Source organism: Edaphobacter dinghuensis (genome assembly GCF_014640335.1).
In the GTDB taxonomy this organism is placed as follows: domain Bacteria; phylum Acidobacteriota; class Terriglobia; order Terriglobales; family Acidobacteriaceae; genus Edaphobacter; species Edaphobacter dinghuensis.
In genome coordinates, this window is record NZ_BMGT01000002.1 from 1,210,103 (window position 1) to 1,232,156 (window position 22,054).

Here is a 22,054-nt window from a genome sequence, read left to right on the forward strand (position 1 = left end):
TTCACTGTGTTGGATGCACTAAAGCCCGGTGTCGCACCACCTATCTACCGATTCCCGTACACTGGATAGAGGCATCCTTAACTCCCCGCATGATTGCCACTACCGAAAAACTCGCGTTCAAGGACACGACTGCCTCTGTCCTTCTCGATCTGCTCCGCGGAATCGCTGCGTTGCTTGTCCTGCTGGAGCATTGGCGCAACCTCCTGTTCCGCGATTATCCGCAGTTGACCGCACACAAGACACTGCTGCTTTTGCCGTATGCGCTGAGCGCTGCAGGGCATCAGGCAGTCGTCATCTTTTTCGTGCTGAGCGGGTATCTGATCAGCGGCAGTGTCTTCCGCATGTTCGAGCGAAACCAGTGGAGCTGGCGCGGATATCTGACCCATCGCCTTGTACGTCTGTGGGTCGTTCTGATCCCCGGTCTGCTGCTATGCACACTCTGGGACAACCTTGGCATTCATCTGCACATGGCACCCGATCTTTATCAGGGACTGGTTGCCAATCACCTTACGGGCGACATTCACCGCTCGCTGACGACACGTGCCTTCTTCGGCAACCTGTTCTTTCTCCAGTCCCTGCTGGTTCCTGTGTTCGGATCGAACGGCCCGCTATGGTCTCTGGCCAACGAGTTCTGGTATTACCTGCTCTTTCCCCTGGGACTGATCACGTTGCGGCGGCAGACCGCGCTACCGCAGCGGATTCTCTCGGGAGTGCTATTTCTGGCAATTGCCTGGTTCGTACGCCACGGCATTCTTCTGCTCTTTCCTGTGTGGCTGGCCGGAACCGTACTTGCACTGCTTCGTGCGCCTCGTCTCAGCATGCGTACCCGCATCATTACGGCAGTCCTTTACTCTCCCTTGGCGTTTCTCTTCGCCAAGGCACATGGCATCCCGAACCTGCTATCGGACTACCTGTTTGGTGTCGCCACATTCGTCTTTCTCTGGGTCCTGCTCTCGGCGACAGGGCGTGCTCACCCGGACACGTTGTTCGCCAGAGTCTCCCGTGCCCTGGCCCGGTCCTCTTACACGCTCTATGTCGTGCACGTCCCCTTTGTCCTGTTCCTGACAGCCGTATTTTTGGGCAACCAGCGTTGGGTGCCCGATGGACCGCATATCCTGAAGGGGCTGGCTGTCCTCGCAGTCACGCTGATCTATGCCAACCTGGTGGCGGCGGCAACCGAGTTCCGCACCGACAGCATTCGCCGCTGGATCGAGATCAAAATGGGACTGGCGAAAAAACCAAATCGGAACAAGCAGGCCTCAACCACCTAAAGCCCGTCTACACTTCCGCCGATTGCTCTAACACGGTGGATTACACTACTGATAGTCTCTTTTCAGGAAACGAACTCCGAAAATCTATGTCTTCAAACAGCTTTCAGATGCGATATTCGCGCATACACAATATGCGGTCTCTCTTCAGCCTCTTTTCGAGCGACCTGGCCATCGACCTCGGCACCGCAAATACGCTGGTTTTTGCCCACGGCAAGGGCATTATCGTCAACGAGCCATCGATCATCGCGGTCAACAAAATCACCAATGAAGTCGAGGCCGTTGGTAAGGAAGCCAAGGAGATGCTGGGCCGCACACCCGGCAACATCGTCGCGATCAAGCCGATGAAAGACGGCGTGATCGCCGACTTCCGCCATACGGAAAAGATGCTGAACTACTTTATCCAGAAGGCGCACAACCGCAAGATGATGGTGCATCCGCGCATCGTCATCGGCGTCCCCAGCGAGATTACGCAGGTGGAAAAGCGCGCCGTTATGGACTCGGCCTATCGCGCCAAGGCCAGCGAGGTTCATCTGGTGGAACAGGCCATGGTCGCCGCGATCGGCGCTGGTCTTCCCATTACGGAGCCGGGCGGAAACATGGTCGTCGACATCGGCGGCGGGACGACGGACATCGCAGTGATCTCGCTGGCGGGCATCGTCTACTCGCGCTCGGTACGCATGGCCGGCAACCAGATGGACGAAGCGGTCATGACCTACCTCAAGCGCAAGTACAACCTGCTGATCGGTGAACGTACCGCCGAGCAGATCAAGATCTCGCTGGGCTCGGCGTTTCCGCTGGACAAGCCGATTGAGATGGAGGTCAAGGGGCGCAACCTCATCGAAGGCGTGCCCAAGACGATCACGATTGAGGACTCCGAGATTCGCGAGGCACTCAGCGAGTCGATCTCGACTATTATCAACGCCATTCGCGTGGCGTTGGAACGGACCCCTCCTGAGCTCTCTGCCGATATCTCCGACCGCGGTATCGTGCTGACCGGCGGCGGCGCGCTGATTAAGAATCTCGACAAGCGCATCCGCGAAGAGACGGGCCTGCCTGTCTCGATTGCAGACGATCCGCTGGCTTCGGTTGTGCTTGGAACCGGAAAGATGCTCTCCGACTTCAAACTGCTGCGTAAGATCTCAATCGACTAATTCCCTACTGAAAAGCGGAGGCAGAGATTATTCCCTGCCTCCGCTTTTTTGCTGGCTTAGGCTTTAAGCCGTCGCTGGCGGATGCGTCAGGCTGACGCGGATGCGGTCGATGCGGCGGTCAGTACTGGCAAGAACCTCCAGCCGCAGGCCGTCTTCTTCGACCACCTCGCCCGGCAGTGGAATGTGGCCTGCCATCTCCGAGACCAGGCCACCCACCGTTGTGGATTCATAGTGCTCCGGCAAGTGCAGCTCGGGGGCCTCTCCCTTGTCCTCCGCGTCTGCGGATTCAATATCTTCGGCAGGCCGCGTCGATTCACTCAGATCTTCGGCAAAGAGGTCGCGCAGCCGCGAGATCTCGAAGCTGCCCGAGACAATATAGGAGCCCCCCTCTTCGCGGACTGGAGTATCGTCGTCCTCGGCGGTATCGTGCTCGTCGGCGATGTCACCCACGATAGCTTCGATCAGGTCTTCGATCGTGACCAGCCCTGCGACCCCGCCGTACTCGTCGATGACGATGCTCATATGCTGCTTCTCACGCTGCATCTCGCGCAGCAGCTCGGCAACCCTCTTCGTCTCCGGCACAAAGGCCGCCGGACGCTGTAACTGGGCTACGCTGCGTGCGCTCGCCTCGCTGTCGGCAATCTGCAGCAGGTCGTGCGCGAAGATGATGCCTGTGATGTTATCGAGCGAGTTGGAGTAAACCGGAACGCGAGAGAAGACGTGCTTCGCAATCTCTTCAGTAAAGCGTTGGAGGCTCATGCTGCCAGGGACGGCAAAGACCTCAGGCCGCGGTGTCATGACCTCATGCACCACCTTGTCTCCGAACTCGACTACGGAGCGCACCAGATCGCGGTCGGACTCTTCGAGGATGCCCTCTTCCTCACCAGCTTCGAGCAGCGCCTCCATCGCCTCCGATGGATGCTCCTCTTCCTGAGCGTCCTCCGGCTCGGCGAGCGCCGCAATCGAGAGCAGCAGTCCCAACAGAAGTGTGACCGGCAAAATGAGATAAAAAAGCGCCTGCAGCAGATATCGGATACGCGCGATCCACACGCCGCGCGTGCGGGTAAAGAGGATCTGCGGCACGAGACGGTCGAAGATAAGGATAAGCAGGATGATCTCGAAGACCGCGAGAGCAATCTCAGAGCCGCTGGGGCTGCGCGCAAGCGTTGGCCGCAGAGGCGTAGTGGTATAGAGCCGCAGCCCCATCAGCAGCGCAATCGCAGCCACACTGAGCTGGCGCAGGACCGAAGCCGACAGCGCGACCGACTCGCGTCCCAGCCCCAGCTTCGGCTCGACGAACTGCTCCCATATGTCGATGTTGTCCTGATACTCCCGGGCAAGGAACTTGCCCATCTCCGAGTAGACGCGGTCAACATACGCGGCGAGCGTCAGGATGACCAGCAGCACGGCAAAGATGAGGAAGTAAAGAGGAGTCATGCTCTCCTCCTGCGTTTTGTGCCAGATTTTGCCGAAGACACGCGCCCAATCAACGTGACGGGCAACCGCAGCTTACGTCGAAGCTCGGCTTCGCGTGAGGCCATCTCACCGTTGTCTGTCTCATGGTCTAACCCCGAGAGATGCAGTAGCCCATGCAGCAGCAGAATACGGACCTCGTCGCACAATGTATGGCCAAAGGCCGCAGCCTGACGAGCAGCGGTATCGAGTGAGATCGCCAGATCGCCTGCATGGCCATAGGGATTTTCGGCCGCGGGAAAGCTCAGCACATCGGTGGCCTTGTTCTTATGGCGAAAGGTCTTGTTCAGACTGCGCAGCGTCGCATCGTCGGCCAGCAGAACATCGACGTCGCCACGCAGGCCAACTGCCTCGCGAGCGCGGTTGAGAAAGCGCGTCAAGCCCGATTTTGAAAGCTCAGAGGCCTCGGGATGGTCGATGTTGATCATCGCGCCTGACTCTCCCCGGAACGTGTGTAGACGCGAACGTAGTCGACTAGCATCTTCTGCGGAAACTTCGTCGTCGCGTCGGGATTTCCCGGCCACGCGCCACCCACAGCGACGTTCAAAATAATGAAGAATGGATGGTCGTAGACCCACTTCGTTCCCGGCGGCAGATCGGCCGGCGTACGCTCGGCGACGAGCTTGTCATCGAGGAAGAACTTGATATCGTTCGGTGCCCACTCTACCGCGTAAAGATGGAAGCCGGTATTGACGGCCTCTCCCGCAGGCAGAAAGTATTTTTTCGAGATGCCGTGTGAGCCACTGTAGCCCGGCCCATGCAGCGTGCTGTAGCTGATGGAAGGCTCGCCGATGTTCTCGAAGATGTCGATCTCGCCACACTTCGGCCAACCGACCGAATCGATGTCATCGCCCAGCATCCAGAAGGCAGGCCAGATGCCTTTGCCCAGCGGCAGCTTAATGCGAGCCTCAAAGCGCCCATATGCCTGCGAGAACAGGCCCTTCGTCCGAATACGGGCCGAAGTGTATTGACGCGCAACGCCGTCATCCCCGGTATAGTTCTCTTTTCGCGCAGTAATGATGAGGTCGCCGTTCTTCTGCTGCACATTTGCCGGACGGCTAGTGTAACTCTCCAGTTCGTTATTTGGGTTTTTTCCGCCGATGTCGAACGACCACTTCGCCGGATCGGGAGCCGAGCCCTTCGAGCCGTTGAACTCGTCGCTCCATGTGAGCTTCCATTGGGGAGAGACAGAAGAGGCTGACTGCGTCAGTCCAGCACTTGCAAACAGCAGAATCACACAGCTCAAAAAAACGAGGCGCAGGAATTGCTTCGAGCCGGACTTCCGCTTCGAGGGCGCGGCAGCGGAGATGGAGAGTCTACTTGGGGGTTCGATGTCGATCATCGCAGAAAAAGGAACCAGCAAGGCTGGCGATAGTCTCTGCTGTTGATGGTATCGCATCTGTCAGCGCTCAATTGCAAAAATGCTCAGTGGGCTTTGCGAAGATCGTCCACTGTGGGAACCCCAACTAGGATGAGCAGCGAAAAAGCCAAGGGCAGAAAGAACAGAAATCCCACATGCCGAAAGCTCAGCGCTCCCGACAGGCCACCAAAAAAGAACAGCCCAATCAACGACAGTAACAGCCGCAGCTTCTGCCGGTCAGCCAGTACCTTTGGTGTTTGCGGATTACCTTTGAAGCCGTTCCAGTAAAAGAGCTTTCCCAATTCGATGCCGATATCAGTCACGATACCGGTCATGTGCGTTGTGCGAATCTCTGCATGCGAAATCTTAGTGATGATTGCATTTTGTAGCCCCATAGTGAAACAGAGCAGAAGCGTAATCATCGACACCAATACCCATTTCGGATGTTCCAGAGACCTTCCGATGCAACAGAAAGAGATCAGGAGAGCGGCCTCTACGAGCAGGGGGAGTGTATATTCGCTGCGCAGATTTCGCCGCCGCCCCCAGTTGACGAGGATGGCAGTGCAGGCAGCGCCGATCAAAAATGCCAATAGAGCGCTAAAGCCGGACAGCCACAACCCCACATCGCCCATGGCAAGGTTGCCTGCCATCGACGAAACGACTCCCGACATGTGCGAGCTGTAATGCCTGACGGCGAGATAGCCTCCCGCATCCGTGGCTCCGGCGACAAAAGCCAGAACGAGGGCGAGATGGCGGTTAGCGCGCTGGCTACGTTCTTTTCCCGTCAAACTGCGCAGATATTGGATCGGCATGCGTGCACAATTATCTTCGCATGCCGATATAAATCCCACTCACGATGGTTTCCTCACTGTGGCTTGGCAACAGGCTGCGCAGGTTCAATGGCGGTGAGGTTGGCATCAGGCAAAACGCCATCGCCAATGGGCAGCGGAAGTTGCTGTTGCGCGCGTCCATAGCTGTCGTAAGCACGAACAATGCGCTGCACGAGCTGGTGGCGCACGACGTCTACATCCTCAAAGTGGCAGAAGCGGATGCCTTCCACGCCGTCTAGAACATTCAGCGCTTCAAGCAGTCCCGATTTCTTTGGATTGGGCAGGTCAGTCTGCGTCAGGTCGCCGGTAATGACGGCCTTCGAGTTGTTGCCCATGCGCGTGAGGAACATCTTCATCTGTTCCATGGTCGTGTTCTGTGCCTCATCCATGATGATGAAAGCGTCATTGAGAGTGCGGCCGCGCATAAACGCCAGCGGAGCCACCTCGATGACATTGGTCTCCAGCATCTTGTCGACCTTCATGGGATCGAGCAGATCGTAGAGCGCGTCGTAGAGCGGGCGCAGGTAAGGGTCGACCTTCTCCTGCAACGATCCGGGCAGAAAGCCCAATCGCTCGCCAGCTTCGACCGCAGGACGAACAAGAATGATGCGGCTGACTTTCTTCGACATCAGCGCCGAAGCGGCCATCGCAACTGCCAGATAAGTTTTGCCCGTACCGGCAGGTCCCAGTCCGAAGACCATGTCGCTTTGCTCGATGGCCTCGATGTACTTTCGTTGATTGGGCGAGCGCGGCTGCACCATGCGCTTTACCCCGGCGGAGCGCTGCTTGCCGGAGTCGACCAGCGAGCGCAGCGTAATTGAAGGATCGGCCACCACGAGCCTTAACATACCGTTGAGCTCGCCGTTGGAGAGATTGACACCTGATTTACGGAGAGAATCAAAATCCGTGAAAACACGTTCGACCCGGTCGATACTGGCGGCGTCTCCGGTCACCTGGATAGCGTCGGAACGAAGGTCAATCGTGACATGAAGACCATCTTCGAGCAGCTTGAGGTTTTCGTCGTGGGTCCCGTACAGGGGCTCAATGCCGGGAGTGATTTCCAGGGATTTTTTCATCAATGAGGGCGCTGACCTCCGTCAGGGAATGCTTGGTTATTGGATGCTTTGGTTTTGGATTGGTTGTGGGAGCGAAAAAGGCACGCAACACGGAAGGTGAATTCTCTGGGTGCTACGACCGGGATGGCTGAAGTTGCCAATCGTGTGCCGAAGATGGGCACAGACTAGAACGCGACGCGGATCGCGTCAAGTGGCAAATGATGAATTGACTAACATCAGGAACCATCTATTCAACTCAACGTCTTACTTTTTAGGGTGTTCCATTGCACCAGAGCGAGTCGATAGAAAACAGGAAAAGTAGGGTTCCCGTCGATTTGCTGCCCCACCAGACAATTCTTGACCATCCTGCCCAAGTTCCGTAAACTTAGAGATTGCAGGGGATGGGTCGGGCTGTGTCTATAGCCAGCCTCCGGCCTGCATCCTAAAAATCTCCCGACAGATGACGGGTTAGAGAAAAGAGTTCAGTAATGGCAAATCATGTTTCCTCGTTGAAGCGCGCACGTCAGACCGAAACCAAGACCGCGGTCAACCGCGCCAACAAGAGCAAGCTGCGCGGCACCCTGCGCACCCTGCGTGAGGCCATCGCCGCCGGCGACGCCAAGACGCTCGGTGAAGTCTACCGCTCGACCGTGTCGGTGCTCGACAAGAGCGTCCAGAAGGGCGTTCTGCACAAGAACACCGCCAACCGCTACAAGAGCCGCCTCAACGCCCGCGTCAAGGCCGTGGCGACCAACAAGGCTGCATAAACCTTTCTATCTACAAGAGATCGTCAGAGGGGCTGGCTTCCGGGATCGACCGGTGCCAGCCCTTTCTACTTTGGCCCGTCTCCATCGTTGCCCGGCGGGGTCTCTCCTGGCAACGTATACAGTGTTGGCCGTTTGCGGTGTTGCTCTGGAGCGGCATCCCCGACAGCCGTAGTTGTGACCGCTGCCGCCGGTTGAGTTGGTGGAGGTGGAGACAACGACGGAGGAGCCACCGGAGCAGTCGCCGCACTTTGTGTCGCAGGCGAGGTCGCTTTGACTGCCGAAGCAGTTTCAGCCGAAGCCGGACTCGCTGGAGCAGGCGCAGGCGTTGGCCCGGCAAATTCGATCGGCAGCTCACTTCCCTGCGGAATCATCGCCCGCGCCTCTTTCAGGTCAGACTGATCTTTCTTGCTAAGCGGGGGCAGGGGAAAGATCTCAACCGAATTCTCTCGTATGGCCGCCAGGCTCATGCCATCTGGCGACAGAGCAAAGTTTTGCCCGGCGCGCACTACCGGAGAGCAATCGACATGCAGAATCTGCTTGCCGCTATCCATCTGGTAGACGACGACGCTCTGTCCGGTGAGTCCCGCTCCCTGATCCAGGTTATCGCTGGCCGCTTCGCCCATCACGCGCCCCAGGGCAAACCGCCCGCTCGTCGGAGCGAAGGTCATAAACGTCGCCACATAGTCGCCAAAGAGGTTCTGCTCCCACATCTCTTCGCCGCGCAGATTGAACCCGCCAATTACCTGCGGCAAATCGCCGGTATGGCAGCCGAACGCGACAAACTCGCTGCTGCTGACGAACCGCGGCATCGGATTGCAAGTCGAAGCAAACGGCGCCAGCTCCTTGACTTTGCCGTTGAAAGGGTGAAAATCGAAGCCCCACTCCTGCCGTCCCTCGTCGACTATAGCGATATGTCCGGCCCCCATCGCAGCAACGCCGCCAAAGTGAGCAGCATGGGCTATACCTGCCAGTGTGGCTTCCACCACGTCGCCCGTATCCGGCAACGCCAAGCGATAGAAATTCAACGCCACCGGATCAGGATCCCCGGGCTTTCCCAGAGGCTCGGGAGCCGGTTTCGGATCGGGTCCGAACAGCGATGCCGGAGCGGCAGGTGCTGGCGGCGTCCGTTCTACTGACTCAACGATCATTAGGTCGGACTCCGGCGAGAGCAGCACCACGCCAATCCGTCGATCTGTCGTCAGAAAGTCCCGCTGCCGAAAGGGCTGTCCCGAGGTCAGGTTCGCCATCGGCGCAAACGTCGTCAACGTATCGTGAGTACGCAGCAGAAACCGCCCATGTCCCAGGCTCCACAGATACTGGCCGTTATCGTGAAGACGCCAATCCGTCCGCGCCAGCACGTGGCCCGAGGGCAACTCCACCAGCACTGCCTCGACCGTGCGGTCTTCGTCGTCTGGAGGATCGTTGGGGATGCGCTCCATCAACCGGTGAACGCCAAAGGTAAACAGCAGGTGATTGCTGTCCACATAGTTCACGGTCAGCATAGAGCTGCCCGCAGCCAAAAACTGCGGCGATTGCGGCTCGAAGCCGAGTGAATCCAAGGGGATACGAACTGCAGGCCCGCTGCCGCCGGCAAACAGCGGCGGCGCGGTCAGCAAGACCAGAAGAGCCAGCCATAAAAGCTGGCTGAGCCGTAAAGTCGCGTAAGTCCTGACGGGAACCGGCATGGCAGAGTCCGCGTATCCATCTTCATACAGCGCGCGTAGGTCTACTCTTTCACAGACGCATCCGAGCCGCCAAGGTCTGCCTTCCGCAGCCGAATTTATGGTGGTTTCGCACGTGCTGATGATACAAAGACTGAACAACGTTGAGGCATTGAGGCCTGGAGGAAAAACTGCATGTTGCAAGGATGGAAGATAGGATTTGTACGCAAGACAGCCTTTGTAGCAACTGCCGCCATCGTCGCGGCAGGTTCATGGGCTACGGCACAGACACCAACGCCAGCCCCGGCAAGCAGCCAGCCGACCAAGGTCTATTTGCCCATCCCTGCCTTTGATACCTCTTCCATCGATACCTCGGTCAACCCCTGCGACGACTTCTACAAGTTCGCTTGCGGCAAGTTCGCGGCCGACCATCCCATTCCACCCGATCAGGATGGCGTCGATAACTTCTACGCTCTCTTCAATGTCAACACGCAGCGGCTGAACGAGATCCTCACCAAGACTGCGGAGGGTGGAGCATCGCGCTCGCCCGAAGAGCAGAAGATCGGCGACTACTACAAAGCCTGCATGGATACCGATGCAATCGACGCCAAGAAGCTTGAGCCGATCGAGCCTCTGCTGAACGAGATCGATGCCATCACCAGCAAGCGAGAACTTCCTGCGCTGATCGGCAAGTTGCAGCGCATCGGCGTAGATGCATTCTTCGGCTATGGCGAGCAGCAGGACCTCAAGGACGCCACCAAGCAAATCGCATTTATTCAGCAGGACGGCCTCGGCCTGCCTGAAAAGGACTACTATCTCCGCACTGGCGCGAAGGACGAGACCATTCGTCAGCAGTACGTTGCCCACGTCGCAAAGATGCTGACTTTGGCAGGCAGTACGCCGGAGCAGGCGCAGAAAGATGCTGCGTCCATCATGGCGTTTGAGACTGCGCTGGCCAAAGGGTCCCTGAGCGTCACCGATATGCGCGATCCGGAGAAGACCTATCACCTTCAGCCGATTGCAACCTTCGAGGCCAATCTTCCCGGCGTCAACTTCGGCTCGTTTGAAGATGCCATTCACTCTCCGCACGTCAGCGAGATCAACAATGCTACGCCGCAGTTCTTCCCTGTTCTTATGCAGGAGATTCGGTCCACTGACCTTGAGACGCTCAAGGCCTACATGCGCTATCACCTGCTGACCGCGTTTGCTGGACGCCTCCCCAACCAGTTCGATCAGGAGAACTTCGACTTCTACGGACGCAAGCTGCGAGGTCAGCCCGAGCAGGCTCCTCGCTGGAAACGCTGCTCGAACTCAGTCGACGGCGCACTCGGCGAGGCGCTGGGCAAGGTCTACGTCCAGCACTACTTTGCCGGCGACAGCAAAGCCCGCACCCTTCAGATGGTTCACGACATCGAGGCCGCCATGGATAAGGACATCGACCAGCTCACATGGATGTCTCCTGCGACCAAGACTCGCGCCAAGCAGAAGCTGCAACTTGTAGCCAATAAGATCGGCTATCCGGAGAAGTGGCGCGACTACAGCAAGCTCGAAGTCAAACCCGACGATGCTCTTGGCAACTCGCAGCGCGCAATCGCATTTGAAAACGACCGCCAGCTCAACAAGATCGGCCAGCCCGTCGATCTCAACGAGTGGCAGATGACGCCGCCCACGGTGAACGCCTACTACGATCCCAGCATGAACAACATCAACTTTCCCGCAGGCATTCTGCAGCCCGCCTTCTACGATCCGAAGGAGGACGATGCCGTCAACTACGGCCACATCGGTGCCGTCATTGGCCACGAGCTTACCCACGGCTTCGACGATCAGGGACGCAAGTTCGACGGCAAGGGTAACCTCACCGACTGGTGGACTGCTGAAGATGCGAAGAACTTCGAGACGCGCACCGACTGCCTCGTCAATGAATACGGCGGCTTCACCGCGGTCGATGATGTGAAGATCAACGGCAAGCTCACGCTCGGCGAAAACACCGCAGACAATGGCGGTCTGGTGCTGGCGTACATGGCCTACCTCGAACGCGCCAAGAAGGAAGGCATCGACCTCGAAGCGAAGAAAGACGGATACACCTCACCTCAACGCTTCTACATCGCCTTCGCGCAGAACTGGTGTGAGAACTCGCGCCCCGAGAGCGTTCGCGCCCAGGTGCTCAGCGATCCGCACTCGCCCGATCACTTCCGTGCCAATGGAGCTATCGTCAACCAACCCGGCTTCGCCGAAGCCTTCGGCTGCAAGAAGGGTACGCCCATGGTTCCGGTCAACAGTTGCCGCGTCTGGTAACAACGAGCTGTATCCGTTGCAGAAAGGGCATCGCGTCGCGATGCCCTTTCTGCGTAAACCGTTGATCGTCCTAACCGCGCAGACTCATGGGCCGATGACTGACAGCCGACAGTTTGTCATAGAGCGCCTGCGGCAGCTTAAGATCAGCGGCAGCGACATTCTCTTCCAGATGCTTGACCGAAGACGTTCCCGGAATCGGCAGAGTGACCGGCGAGCGTTTGAGCAGCCACGCCAGCGCGACCTGTAGCGGAGTCGCGTCGAGTTCGCCTGCCACTTCTTTTATGACCTCATGCGCTTCCTTTGCGTGGCCGAGCGGAGCCCAGGGAAAGAATGCGATGCCATGCTGTTCGCAATAGTCGACGACATAGTCGTACTCGCGGTCAGCAAAGCTGAAGCGGTTCTGCACCGAGACAATCGGAACGATCTTACGCGCACGTTCGATGTGTTCGCGGGTAACGTTCGAGAGGCCGACGTGGCGAATCTTTCCTTGCTCGCGCAGCTTTGCCAGCGTCTCCACCGAAGCCTCGAAGGAAACCGCGTTATCGGGAGCGTGGAGCTGGTGAATATCGATGCGCTCCAGCCGCAGGCGCTTCAGGCTGCCCTCAAGCGCTTCCGTCAGATGTTTGGGGCTTGCATTGTGTGTCCACTGATTAGGGCCGGGACGCTGCCAGCCGCCCTTGGTGGCAATCACGAGACCTTTGGGGTAGGGATAGAGCGCTTCGGCGATCAGCTCTTCGGAGGTTCCCGGGCCGTAGGAATCGGCCGTGTCGATCACATTGATGCCAAGCTCGGTCGTTCGGCGCAGAGTGGCAAGGCACGCAGCCTTATCGACAGGCGGGCCCCATATTCCAGCGCCCGTGATACGCATGGCTCCGTATCCGAGCCGATTGACAGTAAGATCGCCGCCGATGGTAAACGTACCCGCGGCTGCAACGGAGAGAGATTGGTCTTTGTTCACAGAACAGCTCCTGTTTATCTTTGCGGTTAGGGGGTGAGCGGGTGCTAGTAAAATTCTTACCATCAGCTTATGCCCAGAAGTGCGGTTGCCGAAAGTCCAGGCGAAAAATTGAACCCAGAAGCAATTCGTGAGCAACTCGAGTCGATCGTTCAGGACCCTGCCTTTCGATCCAGCAAACGCTCCATTCAATTCCTGAGATATGTCGTAGAGAAGACCCTGAGTGGAGACGCCGACCAGATTAAGGAGCGGACCATCGGGGTGGAGGTCTTTGGGCGGCCTCCTTCGTACGACACCAACGAAGACCATATCGTGCGAACGGCTGCCAGCGAGCTTCGCAAGCGGCTGGCAATCTACTACGGCGAGGAGAAGCATCGCTCCGAGTTGCGCATGAGTCTTGTGCCGGGATCGTATATCCCTCAGTTCAAACTTCCGGAACCGGCAGGGGCCGTAGCTGAGACTGACGCCGGGATGGATGGAGTCGGCGGACTGGCAACCATTACCGCCGCCGAACTGGAATTGAAAGAACCTCTGGTCGTCAGCGCCGCAACAGAACGAAGCTGGAAGAACTGGTACACCGTTTCTACCGTGGCTGTGGTTTTGCTGGTGGCGGTCTTCGGGTATCTGTGGTTTCGCCCACAAAGCGCCCAGGCCCTATTTTGGAAACCGGTAGTGGAGACACCGGGAGCAGTTCTTTTGGCGGTGGGTGATGTTCCCAACGGACCACCCTCATCGACTCCGGGAGAGACAGCCTCTTCGCTCCCCATCATTCATAAGACCTCGTCGACAACCGTTCCTTTTGCCGATGCGGTGACGACGGCGCGAGTTCTGGGCGTCCTGCAGTTGCAGGGCAAGAGAGTCATGATCCGACGGGAAGAGGCCAGCTCCTTCACAGACCTGCGAGAAGGGCCGGTGGTACTCATCGGCGCCTTCAATAACGAGTGGAGCCTGAGGCTGACGCAACAACTGCGCTACAGCCTGGCGCTCGATGCGGAGAAGCACCTTATCTACATTAAAGACGCCAAGAATCCATCGCTTCGAACCTGGAGCTGGGCAACGGACAAGTCGACCGACGATCAAGGAGCTGCAGGCGGCCCAGTGCTGATGGACTATGCGCTTATCTCCCGCATATGGAACTCAGAGACGGGGCATGTCGTAATCGTCGTCGGCGGTCTTTATACCTATGGGACGGAGACCGCTGGGGAATTTCTCTCCGACCCTCAGTTGATGCAAACGATCGCAAAGCAGATACCGAAGAACTCGCATACCAACCTGCAGATTGTGCTGGGAACGACAGTGACCGATGCCGTAGCCGGCCCTCCCAAAGTGCTTGCAGTCTCGGCCGAGTAGTGGCGAAGTGGTTCGACCAAATCTAAAAGCTGCAAAATCAAGTAGCTGAAAATAAGTCACTTATTTAATTCCTGACAGTCAGGAACCGTATCTGTCTATCTTTATGTCGCTTGCGCTCGATAGAAATCGGCTTCGAATTAGCCACCCTCCTTTTCGAGCGATGAAAGCGGAGATAACGGAGAGCTAAATCGGGAGAGATTGGCGCGATAGGTCATTTTGCCGGGCAGATTGAAGCCTGCCGAAGCTGATTCCTGACCTGCGCCTGAAGATCTCTCCCTACCGAGGCAATTTTGAGGAGACCTTTGATGAAACATCTTTTACGCACAATCCAGTGGTTCACCGTCTTTTGCGTTCTCAGCCTTGTGACGCCTCACTCCCTCTTCGGACAGGGACTCGCTCGCATCTCGGGAACGGTAACGGACTCTTCGGGTGCGGCGATTCCGAATGCCACAGTAGTAGCCACGCGGCTCAGCACGGGAGACAAGACCACGGTAACCTCCAACGGTACAGGCGATTATGTCTTTCCGTCGCTGGCACCAGCCGAGTACAGCATCGGTGTTACTTCGGCCGGCTTTGCCGGGTTTCTGCAGAAAAGTGTTGTCCTTCAGGCCGACCAATCGGTGACGGTCAATGCGACGATGACGGTGGGCAGCAATACTCAGGTCATTAACGTCGATTCCGCTCCGCCACAGGTAGACACCACCACCGGCACGCTATCCCAGGTCATCGACGAAAAGCGGGTGAACGACCTTCCCCTGAATGGCCGTAATGCCGCCGCGCTGACGACGCTGGTTCCGGGTGTCGTCGTTGCACCGTCGGCCAACATCGACCAGGGTCAGACCAAGACCTTTCCGGTAGTGGCTGCGGTGACCATCAATGGAACCCGTGCCAACCAGGTGAACTACATGCTGGATGGCGGTAATAACGTCGACGAGTACACCAACGTCAACGCTCCCTTCCCTATGCCCGATGCGCTGCAGGAGTTCAGCGTGCAGACCAGCAACTACAACGCCGAGTATGGCCAGAACGCCGGTGGCGTGGTAAACATCATCACCCGCAGCGGCTCGAATAAATTTCACGGCGATGCCTTTGAATACCTGCGAAACCGGGTCTTCAACGCAGCAAACTACTTCAGCTACGTCGGTACCAAGAAGACGGTCGATCCACTCAAACGCAATCAGTTTGGAGGCACCATCGGGGGCCCGGTCGTCATTCCACACCTCTACAACGGTGCGGACAAGACCTTCTTCTTCTTTGGCGTGCAATCGACGCGGCTCCGCACCAATGGCGTAGGCGGAACGGCATTTCTTCCGACTCCAGCCCAGCTTGCGGGAACCTTTGCCGGGGTGTCGAGCCCGATCCTGAATCCCAAGACGCTGCTTCCCTACCCATGCACTCCGACAGGCAACACATTTACCTGCCAGGTCAATCCGAACGACTACAACCAGTCGTCACTGGCTCTGCTGAAGTATCTGCCGACGATCAACGGAACCGATGGAACGTACCAGTTTTTCCGTCCGAGCATACAGAATTACATCGAATACACGGGCCGCGTCGATCAGGCGCTGGGAGCCAATGACCATCTCACCCTGCGCTACTTCTACGACAGCTTCGACAATGCCGGTGTGCTCGATACGACAGACCTTCTGAGCTACTCCGATCAGGCTGCGATTCGCTATCACAATGCGCTGATCTCAGAGACGCACACCTTCAACGATCACCTGTTGAACAACTTCAGCCTGAGTTACCAGATCGAAGACGCTTCGCGCGGACCGCTGGCGGGAGCACCAAATGTGAATGACCTGGGCGTGAATGTCTGGCAGCCCGCCTTCAAACAGATTAATCAGATCCAGGTGACCAACTTCTTTACGATTGGCGACAACCCGGCGGCGAGCTTCCGCCGCAACAACTACACACTGGCCGACGATCTCCACTGGGTATTGGGAAATCACACACTGAGCTTCGGATTTCACGGCGAGTTAGCCAAGGTCGATGTCGACAATCAGTATCAACAGCCCGGCATCTTCCAGTTCAACAGCAACGCCTCCATCTCAAATCCTTTGGCCGACTATCTGCTGGGAGGTCTGACGAACTTTCAGCAAGCCTCGGGACAATACTTCAACAACCGCTATCATGTGACCGGTTACTACGCACAGGATAGTTGGAAGGTGAACCGGCGGCTCACATTGAACTATGGAATTCGCTATGAGCCTTTCGCCCCGCAGCACGAGAGCCATGAGCGCGAGGGAATGTTTAGCCCAGCCGCGCGCGCTGCCGGTACTGTTTCGACGACGCATCCCAATGCGCTTGCCGGTCTGCTCTTTCCCGGCGATGCAGGATTCGTCGAGAACATGGTCCACCCCATCTACTCTCACTTCATGCCTCGTGTTGGATTCGCGCTGGATGTCTTCGGCGATGGAAAGACCAGCATTCGCGGCGGTGCCGGGCAGTTTTATGACACGCGCCTGCCGGGAGTCTTCGATAACATCTTTGCCAACTCCGTTCCGTTTGTCGCCTCCGTCAACGTGCAGTTTCTGCCGACGGCACTGGCCAATTTCTCAGACCCCTACGCGAGCGTAGCGGGCGGCAATCCGTTCCCTGCGCCGCAACCTCCGCCCGCAAGCTTCTTCACAACGGCGAACTATCAGTCGTCCAGCTACAGCACGTTCGATCCAACGACGTTCCGTCTGCCCGTGACCTATTCCTGGAACCTCGCGGTTGAGCAACAACTGACTGACAAGCTCTCCAGTCGCATCGCCTATGTCGGATCGCGCAGCAATCACCAGTACGTGCCGTCGGACATCAATCCGACTTATAACCAGGGGCCGAACGTAGGCAAGCGCGTCTACTATTCGCCCAACCTGTTGCAGAACTACACGCAGCCCATCGCGCTGGTGGATACGGGCGGAAACGCAATTTATCACTCGATGCAGGCCTCCTTGCAAAACCGAGTGAGCACAGGACTGACACTCTTTCTGAACTACACATGGTCGAAGGCAATTGATAACTTCCCGTTCGGCGCATCGGCCACCGCGGTCGTGCCAGGATCGGGATACTCGCTTCCGGTCTACGAGCCTAACTTCAAGCGTCTGGACTATGGCCCTTCGGACTACGACCATCGCAACGTGGTATCTCTCTCGTACGTTTGGATCTTGCCAAAACTCAGCAAAGGTAATCCCGTAGTTCGATACGCTGCCAACGGCTGGCAGACCAATGGCATCCTCGCCTTCCGCAGCGGCGATCCACTCACGATCACCGGCGCAGGCAACAGCGGAACCAACCTGAATCGCGAGCGCGGCGTGTGGAACGGTCAGAATCCTTATGGCGGAAACGCCTGCGGAGGAGTCAGCACTGCATGCAAGTCATATCTGAATACTGCTAACTTCTCGACCAATCCGAGCTATAAGGTAAACCTGCCATTGTCATACGGAAACATCGTGAAGGGTAGCTTCGTCGGACCGCAGTACACCGATTGGGACGTCAGCGTTGTGCGCTACTTCCCCGTGCACGAGGCCACACAGTTACAGTTCCGCGCGGAGTACTTCAACGTGCTGAACCATACCAACTTCGGCGACCCGAATGCCTCGGTGACCAACGGAGCCTTTGGCCGCGTCACATCGGCCAGCGATCCGCGCATCGCTCAGATGTCGCTGAAGCTATCGTTCTAATCGCTTGAGCACAAGCATCGGCATGTGGTGTAAAGAAGATCTCTTTGCACCACATGCCTTCACTTTCTTCGACTTCGCTGGCGATGGCATAGAGGATCAATAATGGCAACACGAAGAGAGATGTTGGCTGGAGGATTAAAGACCGCAGCTTCACTCGCACTTGCTCGAACGACAATCAACAGCACATTACTCGCGCAGGTTGCGCAGCATCCTGACGATATGACGCTAAATAGTGCGCCGCGGCAGCAGACCTTTCCGCCACCAGACTTTGGGCTGATACCGGCGATGCTTCCGAAGGAGGCGAAAGCGGTTGCAGGCGTAGAATCGTTGAAAGCTCACGCGGCGCAGCATCAACTCATTTCGGGAGCCGCAGTTGTTGTTCACCTGCTCGAGAATGATCCAGCGCTGGCAGAGTTGATTGTTGATCAGTGCGGCATCCTTGTGCCTGAGAGCGAGTTGAAGTGGTGTGCACTTCGTCCCACGCAGTACGCGTTCGACTTCTCGCAGGCCGATGCACTCTTCGCCTTTGCAGAGAAGCATCAAATGCTGGTTCGCGGACACACGCTGGTCTGGCACAATAGCGTTCCCGATTGGCTCATCGCTGCACCGGCAACTCTGGATGTGCGCGGCCTGCTCGTCGGACACATTAATACCGTGATGGGACGATATCGAGTACGAGTTCACTCGTGGGATGTCGTGAATGAAGCCATCCTGCCGAAGGATGCAATCCCCGGTGGGCTGAGAAAGTCTTTCTGGTACGAGCGTGTCGGCGCAGACTACATCGACCTTGCGTATAACACGGCGCGCGAAGCAGACCCAAAAGCGAAGCTAACCTATAACGACTACGGCGTCGAGTACGACAACGTAGAGGACGAAGAACGTCGGCGCGCGATCCTCGAACTATTGCGTGGGATGCAGTCGCGCAGAGTTCCGCTCGATGCGGTTGGGATTCAGTCGCATATTAAGGCAGCTTCGCCTTCAACAATCGGCAAGGGATTGGCAGATTACATTGAGGCCATCCGCGCAATGAAGCTCGAAGTCTATCTGACCGAGCTTGATGTCAATGAGGACGATATTGCGTCGAATGAAGTCGCGGAACGGGACCGCTTAGTCGCGCAGACTTATAAAGATTTTCTCGGCGTCGCACTGAACAATGCCGCGGTAAAGCTGGTGTTGACGTGGGGCATCAGCGATCGTAGAACGTGGCTGAACGACGGCCCGACACACCATCGCAAGCAGCCGAATCGGCCCCAGCGTTCTCTTCCCTTCGATCCGGAGTATCGGCCAACGCCAGCGTTTTTTGCCATGCGTAGCAGCTTCGATAGGCGGAGCGTGAAGAAACAAACAGACGGCAACGTTTAGCAGACTCATCTTTAACCGGGCCCGCCGCATGCGGGCTCTCTACCTACAAGGAACTCTTCTGCATGGCCTTCGTCGTCGCCGTCTTTCTATTATTAGTCGTCTCTCCTGCTTGCCTGTTTGCTGCTACACCGTCTTCGCACAGCCAGGACAAGACTCCTCTCTATCTTGATCCAAACGCTCCTCTGCAACAGCGTGTCGATGATCTGGTTGGGCGAATGACGCTCGAAGAAAAAGTCTCACAGATGCAGAACGAAGCACCGGCCATTCCTCGCCTGCATGTACCTTCGTACGACTGGTGGAATGAAGGTCTGCACGGCATGGCGCGTTCCGGCTATGCAACCGTATTTCCGCAGGCAATCGGGCTGGCTGCAACCTGGGACACAAGCTTGATCGAGCGAATCGGCGACGTCGTCTCGACCGAGGCACGTGCAAAGTACAACGAAGCGCAGCGCGAGGGAAATCACTCGATCTTTTACGGCCTCACCATCTGGTCGCCTAACATCAACATCGATCGTGATCCTCGCTGGGGACGTGGCCAGGAGACGTATGGCGAAGATCCGTTTCTGACCGGACAGATCGGTAGCGCCTTTGTTCGCGGACTTCAGGGCGACAATCCTAAATATCTGAAGACTGTAGCCACGGCAAAACACTTTGCCGTGCATAGCGGACCCGAGTCGGAACGACACAGCTTCGATGCCGTGATCTCTCCTCACGACCTTGAAGACACCTACCTTCCCGCGTTTCGCGAGCTGGTGACTCAAGCACACGCGGACAGCGTGATGTGCGCCTATAACGCGGTCGATGGCGCACCCGCATGTGCCAACACCATGCTGTTGCAACAGAAGCTGAAGCACGACTGGGGATTTTCTGGCTTTGTCGTCTCCGATTGCGCTGCGATCTCCGACGTCAGCATTGGCCACAAGTATGCTCCTGATCTGGAACACGCAGCTGCTGTCTCCGTAAAGGCAGGTACCGACCTTAGTTGCGGCAAGGAGTATGCCGCCTTAGTTGGTGCTGTGCAGCATCACCTCATTGCAGAGTCAGACATTAACGCCGCCGTGCGCCGCCTGTTTACGGCACGATTTCGACTCGGCATGTTTGATCCAGTCGCGGCGGTTCCCTTCAATCAGATTCCGTTTTCGCAGAATGATTCTCCGCAACACGGACAGCTCTCGCTCGAAGCTGCTCGTGCTTCGATGGTGCTCCTGAAAGATGAACATGAGGCGTTGCCACTGCATTCTGGCTTGAAAAGTATTGCTGTGATCGGGCCAAATGCCGACACACTGCCAGCGCTCGAAGGAAACTATAACGGCGTGGCCTCTCATCCGGTGACTCCGCTCGAAGCATTGCAAAAGCAAATGCCTGGACACGTGCGATACGCGCAGGGATCGCCGTACGTCGATGGTGCTTCGTTGCCTGTACCTGAAACCTTGTTGCCTCACGGTTTGCGTGGGGAGTATTTCTCGGGCACAGATTTCAAGGGTGCTCCAGTAATGACCCGCATCGACCGCAGGATCGACTTCGACTGGAATGGCGCTTCACCGGCGCCAGGCGTCTCAGCCAAAGCGTTTGCCGTTCGCTGGACGGGCATGATAACCGCGCCTGCGCCCGGCACGCTCGACATGGGATTTGCCTTCGCGCACTGCAGCACTTGCGAGGATGCGGAGACGATCAAGGTATGGCTCGACGGCAAGCAGGTCTACGACTTCAGCCATGCGGCAACGCATGGCAGGCGTGCTCCGACGACGCCTTTCCAACTGGTGTTTGCCGATACAAATCCGCATCGGCTGCGCATTGAGTACACACATCAGGCGCCTCACTTTGGAGCTGGACTTACTTTGAACTGGAAGCCGCCGATAGATGTGCTGCGTCAACAAGCGGTCGCGGCGGCGGATCAATCGGATGCGGTTTTGCTGTTTCTGGGATTGAGTCCTGAACTCGAGGGCGAGGAGATGCCGATTGCTGTGACAGGGTTTCGCGGAGGAGATCGCACATCGATTGAGCTACCGGACGCGCAGCAGCAACTGGTCTCTGCAATCGCAGCCACAGGCAAGCCGATTGTCATCGTGCTCATGAATGGAAGTGCGATCGCGCTTGGCGACTCGGCCAAGAAGGCGGCGGCCATTCTTGAAGCTTGGTATCCAGGCGAAGCTGGCGGAACGGCAATTGCGGAGACGCTCTTTGGAGAGAACAATCCATCGGGACGATTGCCGATTACGTTCTATGCGAGCACGGCGCAGCTTCCACAGTTTGATGACTACAGCATGAGCGGTCGAACTTATCGCCACTTCAGCGGCGAACCGCTTTACGGTTTTGGATATGGATTGAGTTACACGCGTTTTGGATATTCGGCGGGCAAGCTTTCGGCTTCGACGGTGCGAGCGGGACAACCGCTGAATGTGCAGGTCGAGGTGAAGAATGAGGGTGATCGCGACGGCGCGGAGACGGTTGAAGCTTATCTGATTCCGAAACATACGGAAGGAGCGCCGCTGCGCGAGTTGGTTGGATTTCAGAAGGTGCAGCTTTGCCGCGGAGAGAGCAAGACGGTGCAGATGACGTTGACGCCGCGCGAGTTGAGTCTTGTCGCCGAGGACGGCACGAGAAGCGTGCAGCAGGGCGAATACGAGCTTTATGTTGGCGGCGGACAGCCGGAAAAATCCAGCGGTGTGATGATGAGATTTCGAGTTCAGGGTCACTTCGATTTGCAGCCCTAAACTCGGACTTTTTGGCTGAAAAACCGGGGTACCCCTCCCCCCGGACTAAAGTATCCAAAGTCTTCGAAAGAAAGGACATAAGTCCAAACCTAGTCTGGACCTGGTCCAGACCGTTATCGACTATTCCTTCTCGCGAAGGGGG

The 22,054-nt window shown here is 57.2% G+C and carries 14 protein-coding genes and 1 pseudogene; 8 read left to right on the forward strand and 7 right to left on the reverse strand.

All coding sequences use genetic code 11. The features are described 5' to 3' along the window. Positions 1-89 precede the first annotated feature (89 nt). Positions 90-1,271: an acyltransferase family protein gene (locus IEW09_RS10710; protein ID WP_188554116.1), complete on the forward strand. Its 1,182-nt coding sequence runs from the start codon at positions 90-92 to the stop codon at positions 1,269-1,271. An 86-nt stretch (positions 1,272-1,357) separates the two neighbouring features. Continuing rightward, positions 1,358-2,422 carry a rod shape-determining protein gene (locus IEW09_RS10715; protein ID WP_308420546.1) on the forward strand — a complete coding sequence of 355 codons (1,065 nt, stop codon included), beginning with the start codon at positions 1,358-1,360 and terminating at the stop codon, positions 2,420-2,422. Between the two features lie 63 nt (positions 2,423-2,485). Here IEW09_RS10715 and IEW09_RS10720 read toward each other — a convergent pair whose 3' ends face one another. The 5 genes and pseudogenes from IEW09_RS10720 to IEW09_RS10740 form a co-directional block, all read right to left on the reverse strand. Then, entirely contained in the window at positions 2,486-3,859 is a 1,374-nt protein-coding gene (locus IEW09_RS10720) for a hemolysin family protein (protein WP_188554118.1), read from the reverse strand. After that, a complete protein-coding gene (ybeY, locus tag IEW09_RS10725) occupies positions 3,856-4,323 on the reverse strand; it encodes an rRNA maturation RNase YbeY (protein WP_188554119.1) in 468 nt (155 codons plus the stop codon). Before ybeY ends, IEW09_RS10720 begins: the two co-directional genes overlap by 4 nt. Next, complete coding sequence (locus tag IEW09_RS10730) at positions 4,320-5,294, reverse strand: glycoside hydrolase family 16 protein (protein WP_229739236.1); 975 nt, start codon at positions 5,292-5,294, stop codon at positions 4,320-4,322. Before IEW09_RS10730 ends, ybeY begins: the two co-directional genes overlap by 4 nt. Positions 5,295-5,332: 38 nt before the next feature. Then, positions 5,333-6,067: pseudogene (locus IEW09_RS10735) on the reverse strand (YoaK family protein); the annotation flags it as partial. A 53-nt stretch (positions 6,068-6,120) separates the two neighbouring features. Further along, positions 6,121-7,164, reverse strand: coding sequence for a PhoH family protein (locus IEW09_RS10740; RefSeq protein WP_229739237.1), 1,044 nt, complete (start codon positions 7,162-7,164; stop codon positions 6,121-6,123). 464 nt (positions 7,165-7,628) lie between these two features. Here IEW09_RS10740 and rpsT point away from each other — a divergent pair, with 464 nt between their 5' ends. Further along, positions 7,629-7,907, forward strand: a complete 279-nt coding sequence (gene rpsT / locus IEW09_RS10745) for a 30S ribosomal protein S20 (protein ID WP_188554121.1) — start codon at positions 7,629-7,631, stop codon at positions 7,905-7,907. 65 nt (positions 7,908-7,972) lie between these two features. Here rpsT and IEW09_RS10750 read toward each other — a convergent pair whose 3' ends face one another. Beyond that, positions 7,973-9,592 (reverse strand): hypothetical protein, encoded by a 1,620-nt coding sequence (locus IEW09_RS10750; protein WP_188554122.1) that lies wholly within the window; start codon positions 9,590-9,592, stop codon positions 7,973-7,975. A gap of 171 nt (positions 9,593-9,763) precedes the next feature. Here IEW09_RS10750 and IEW09_RS10755 point away from each other — a divergent pair, with 171 nt between their 5' ends. Then, entirely contained in the window at positions 9,764-11,863 is a 2,100-nt protein-coding gene (locus IEW09_RS10755; protein ID WP_188554123.1) for a M13 family metallopeptidase, read from the forward strand. Between the two features lie 70 nt (positions 11,864-11,933). Here the strand turns inward: IEW09_RS10755 and IEW09_RS10760 are convergent, their stop codons facing one another. After that, entirely contained in the window at positions 11,934-12,821 is an 888-nt protein-coding gene (locus tag IEW09_RS10760; RefSeq protein WP_229739238.1) for an aldo/keto reductase, read from the reverse strand. 69 nt (positions 12,822-12,890) lie between these two features. On the opposite strand from IEW09_RS10760, the gene IEW09_RS10765 reads away from it, so the two are divergent. The 4 genes from IEW09_RS10765 (at position 12,891) to IEW09_RS10780 (ending at position 21,912) form a co-directional block, all read left to right on the forward strand. Continuing rightward, complete coding sequence (locus IEW09_RS10765; protein ID WP_188554125.1) at positions 12,891-14,168, forward strand: hypothetical protein; 1,278 nt, start codon at positions 12,891-12,893, stop codon at positions 14,166-14,168. Between the two features lie 305 nt (positions 14,169-14,473). After that, entirely contained in the window at positions 14,474-17,836 is a 3,363-nt protein-coding gene (locus IEW09_RS10770) for a TonB-dependent receptor (RefSeq protein ID WP_188554126.1), read from the forward strand. A 102-nt stretch (positions 17,837-17,938) separates the two neighbouring features. Continuing rightward, positions 17,939-19,198 carry an endo-1,4-beta-xylanase gene (locus IEW09_RS10775; RefSeq protein WP_188554127.1) on the forward strand — a complete coding sequence of 420 codons (1,260 nt, stop codon included), beginning with the start codon at positions 17,939-17,941 and terminating at the stop codon, positions 19,196-19,198. 62 nt (positions 19,199-19,260) lie between these two features. Beyond that, positions 19,261-21,912: a glycoside hydrolase family 3 C-terminal domain-containing protein gene (locus IEW09_RS10780; RefSeq protein ID WP_188554128.1), complete on the forward strand. Its 2,652-nt coding sequence runs from the start codon at positions 19,261-19,263 to the stop codon at positions 21,910-21,912. Positions 21,913-22,054: the final 142 nt, after the last annotated feature.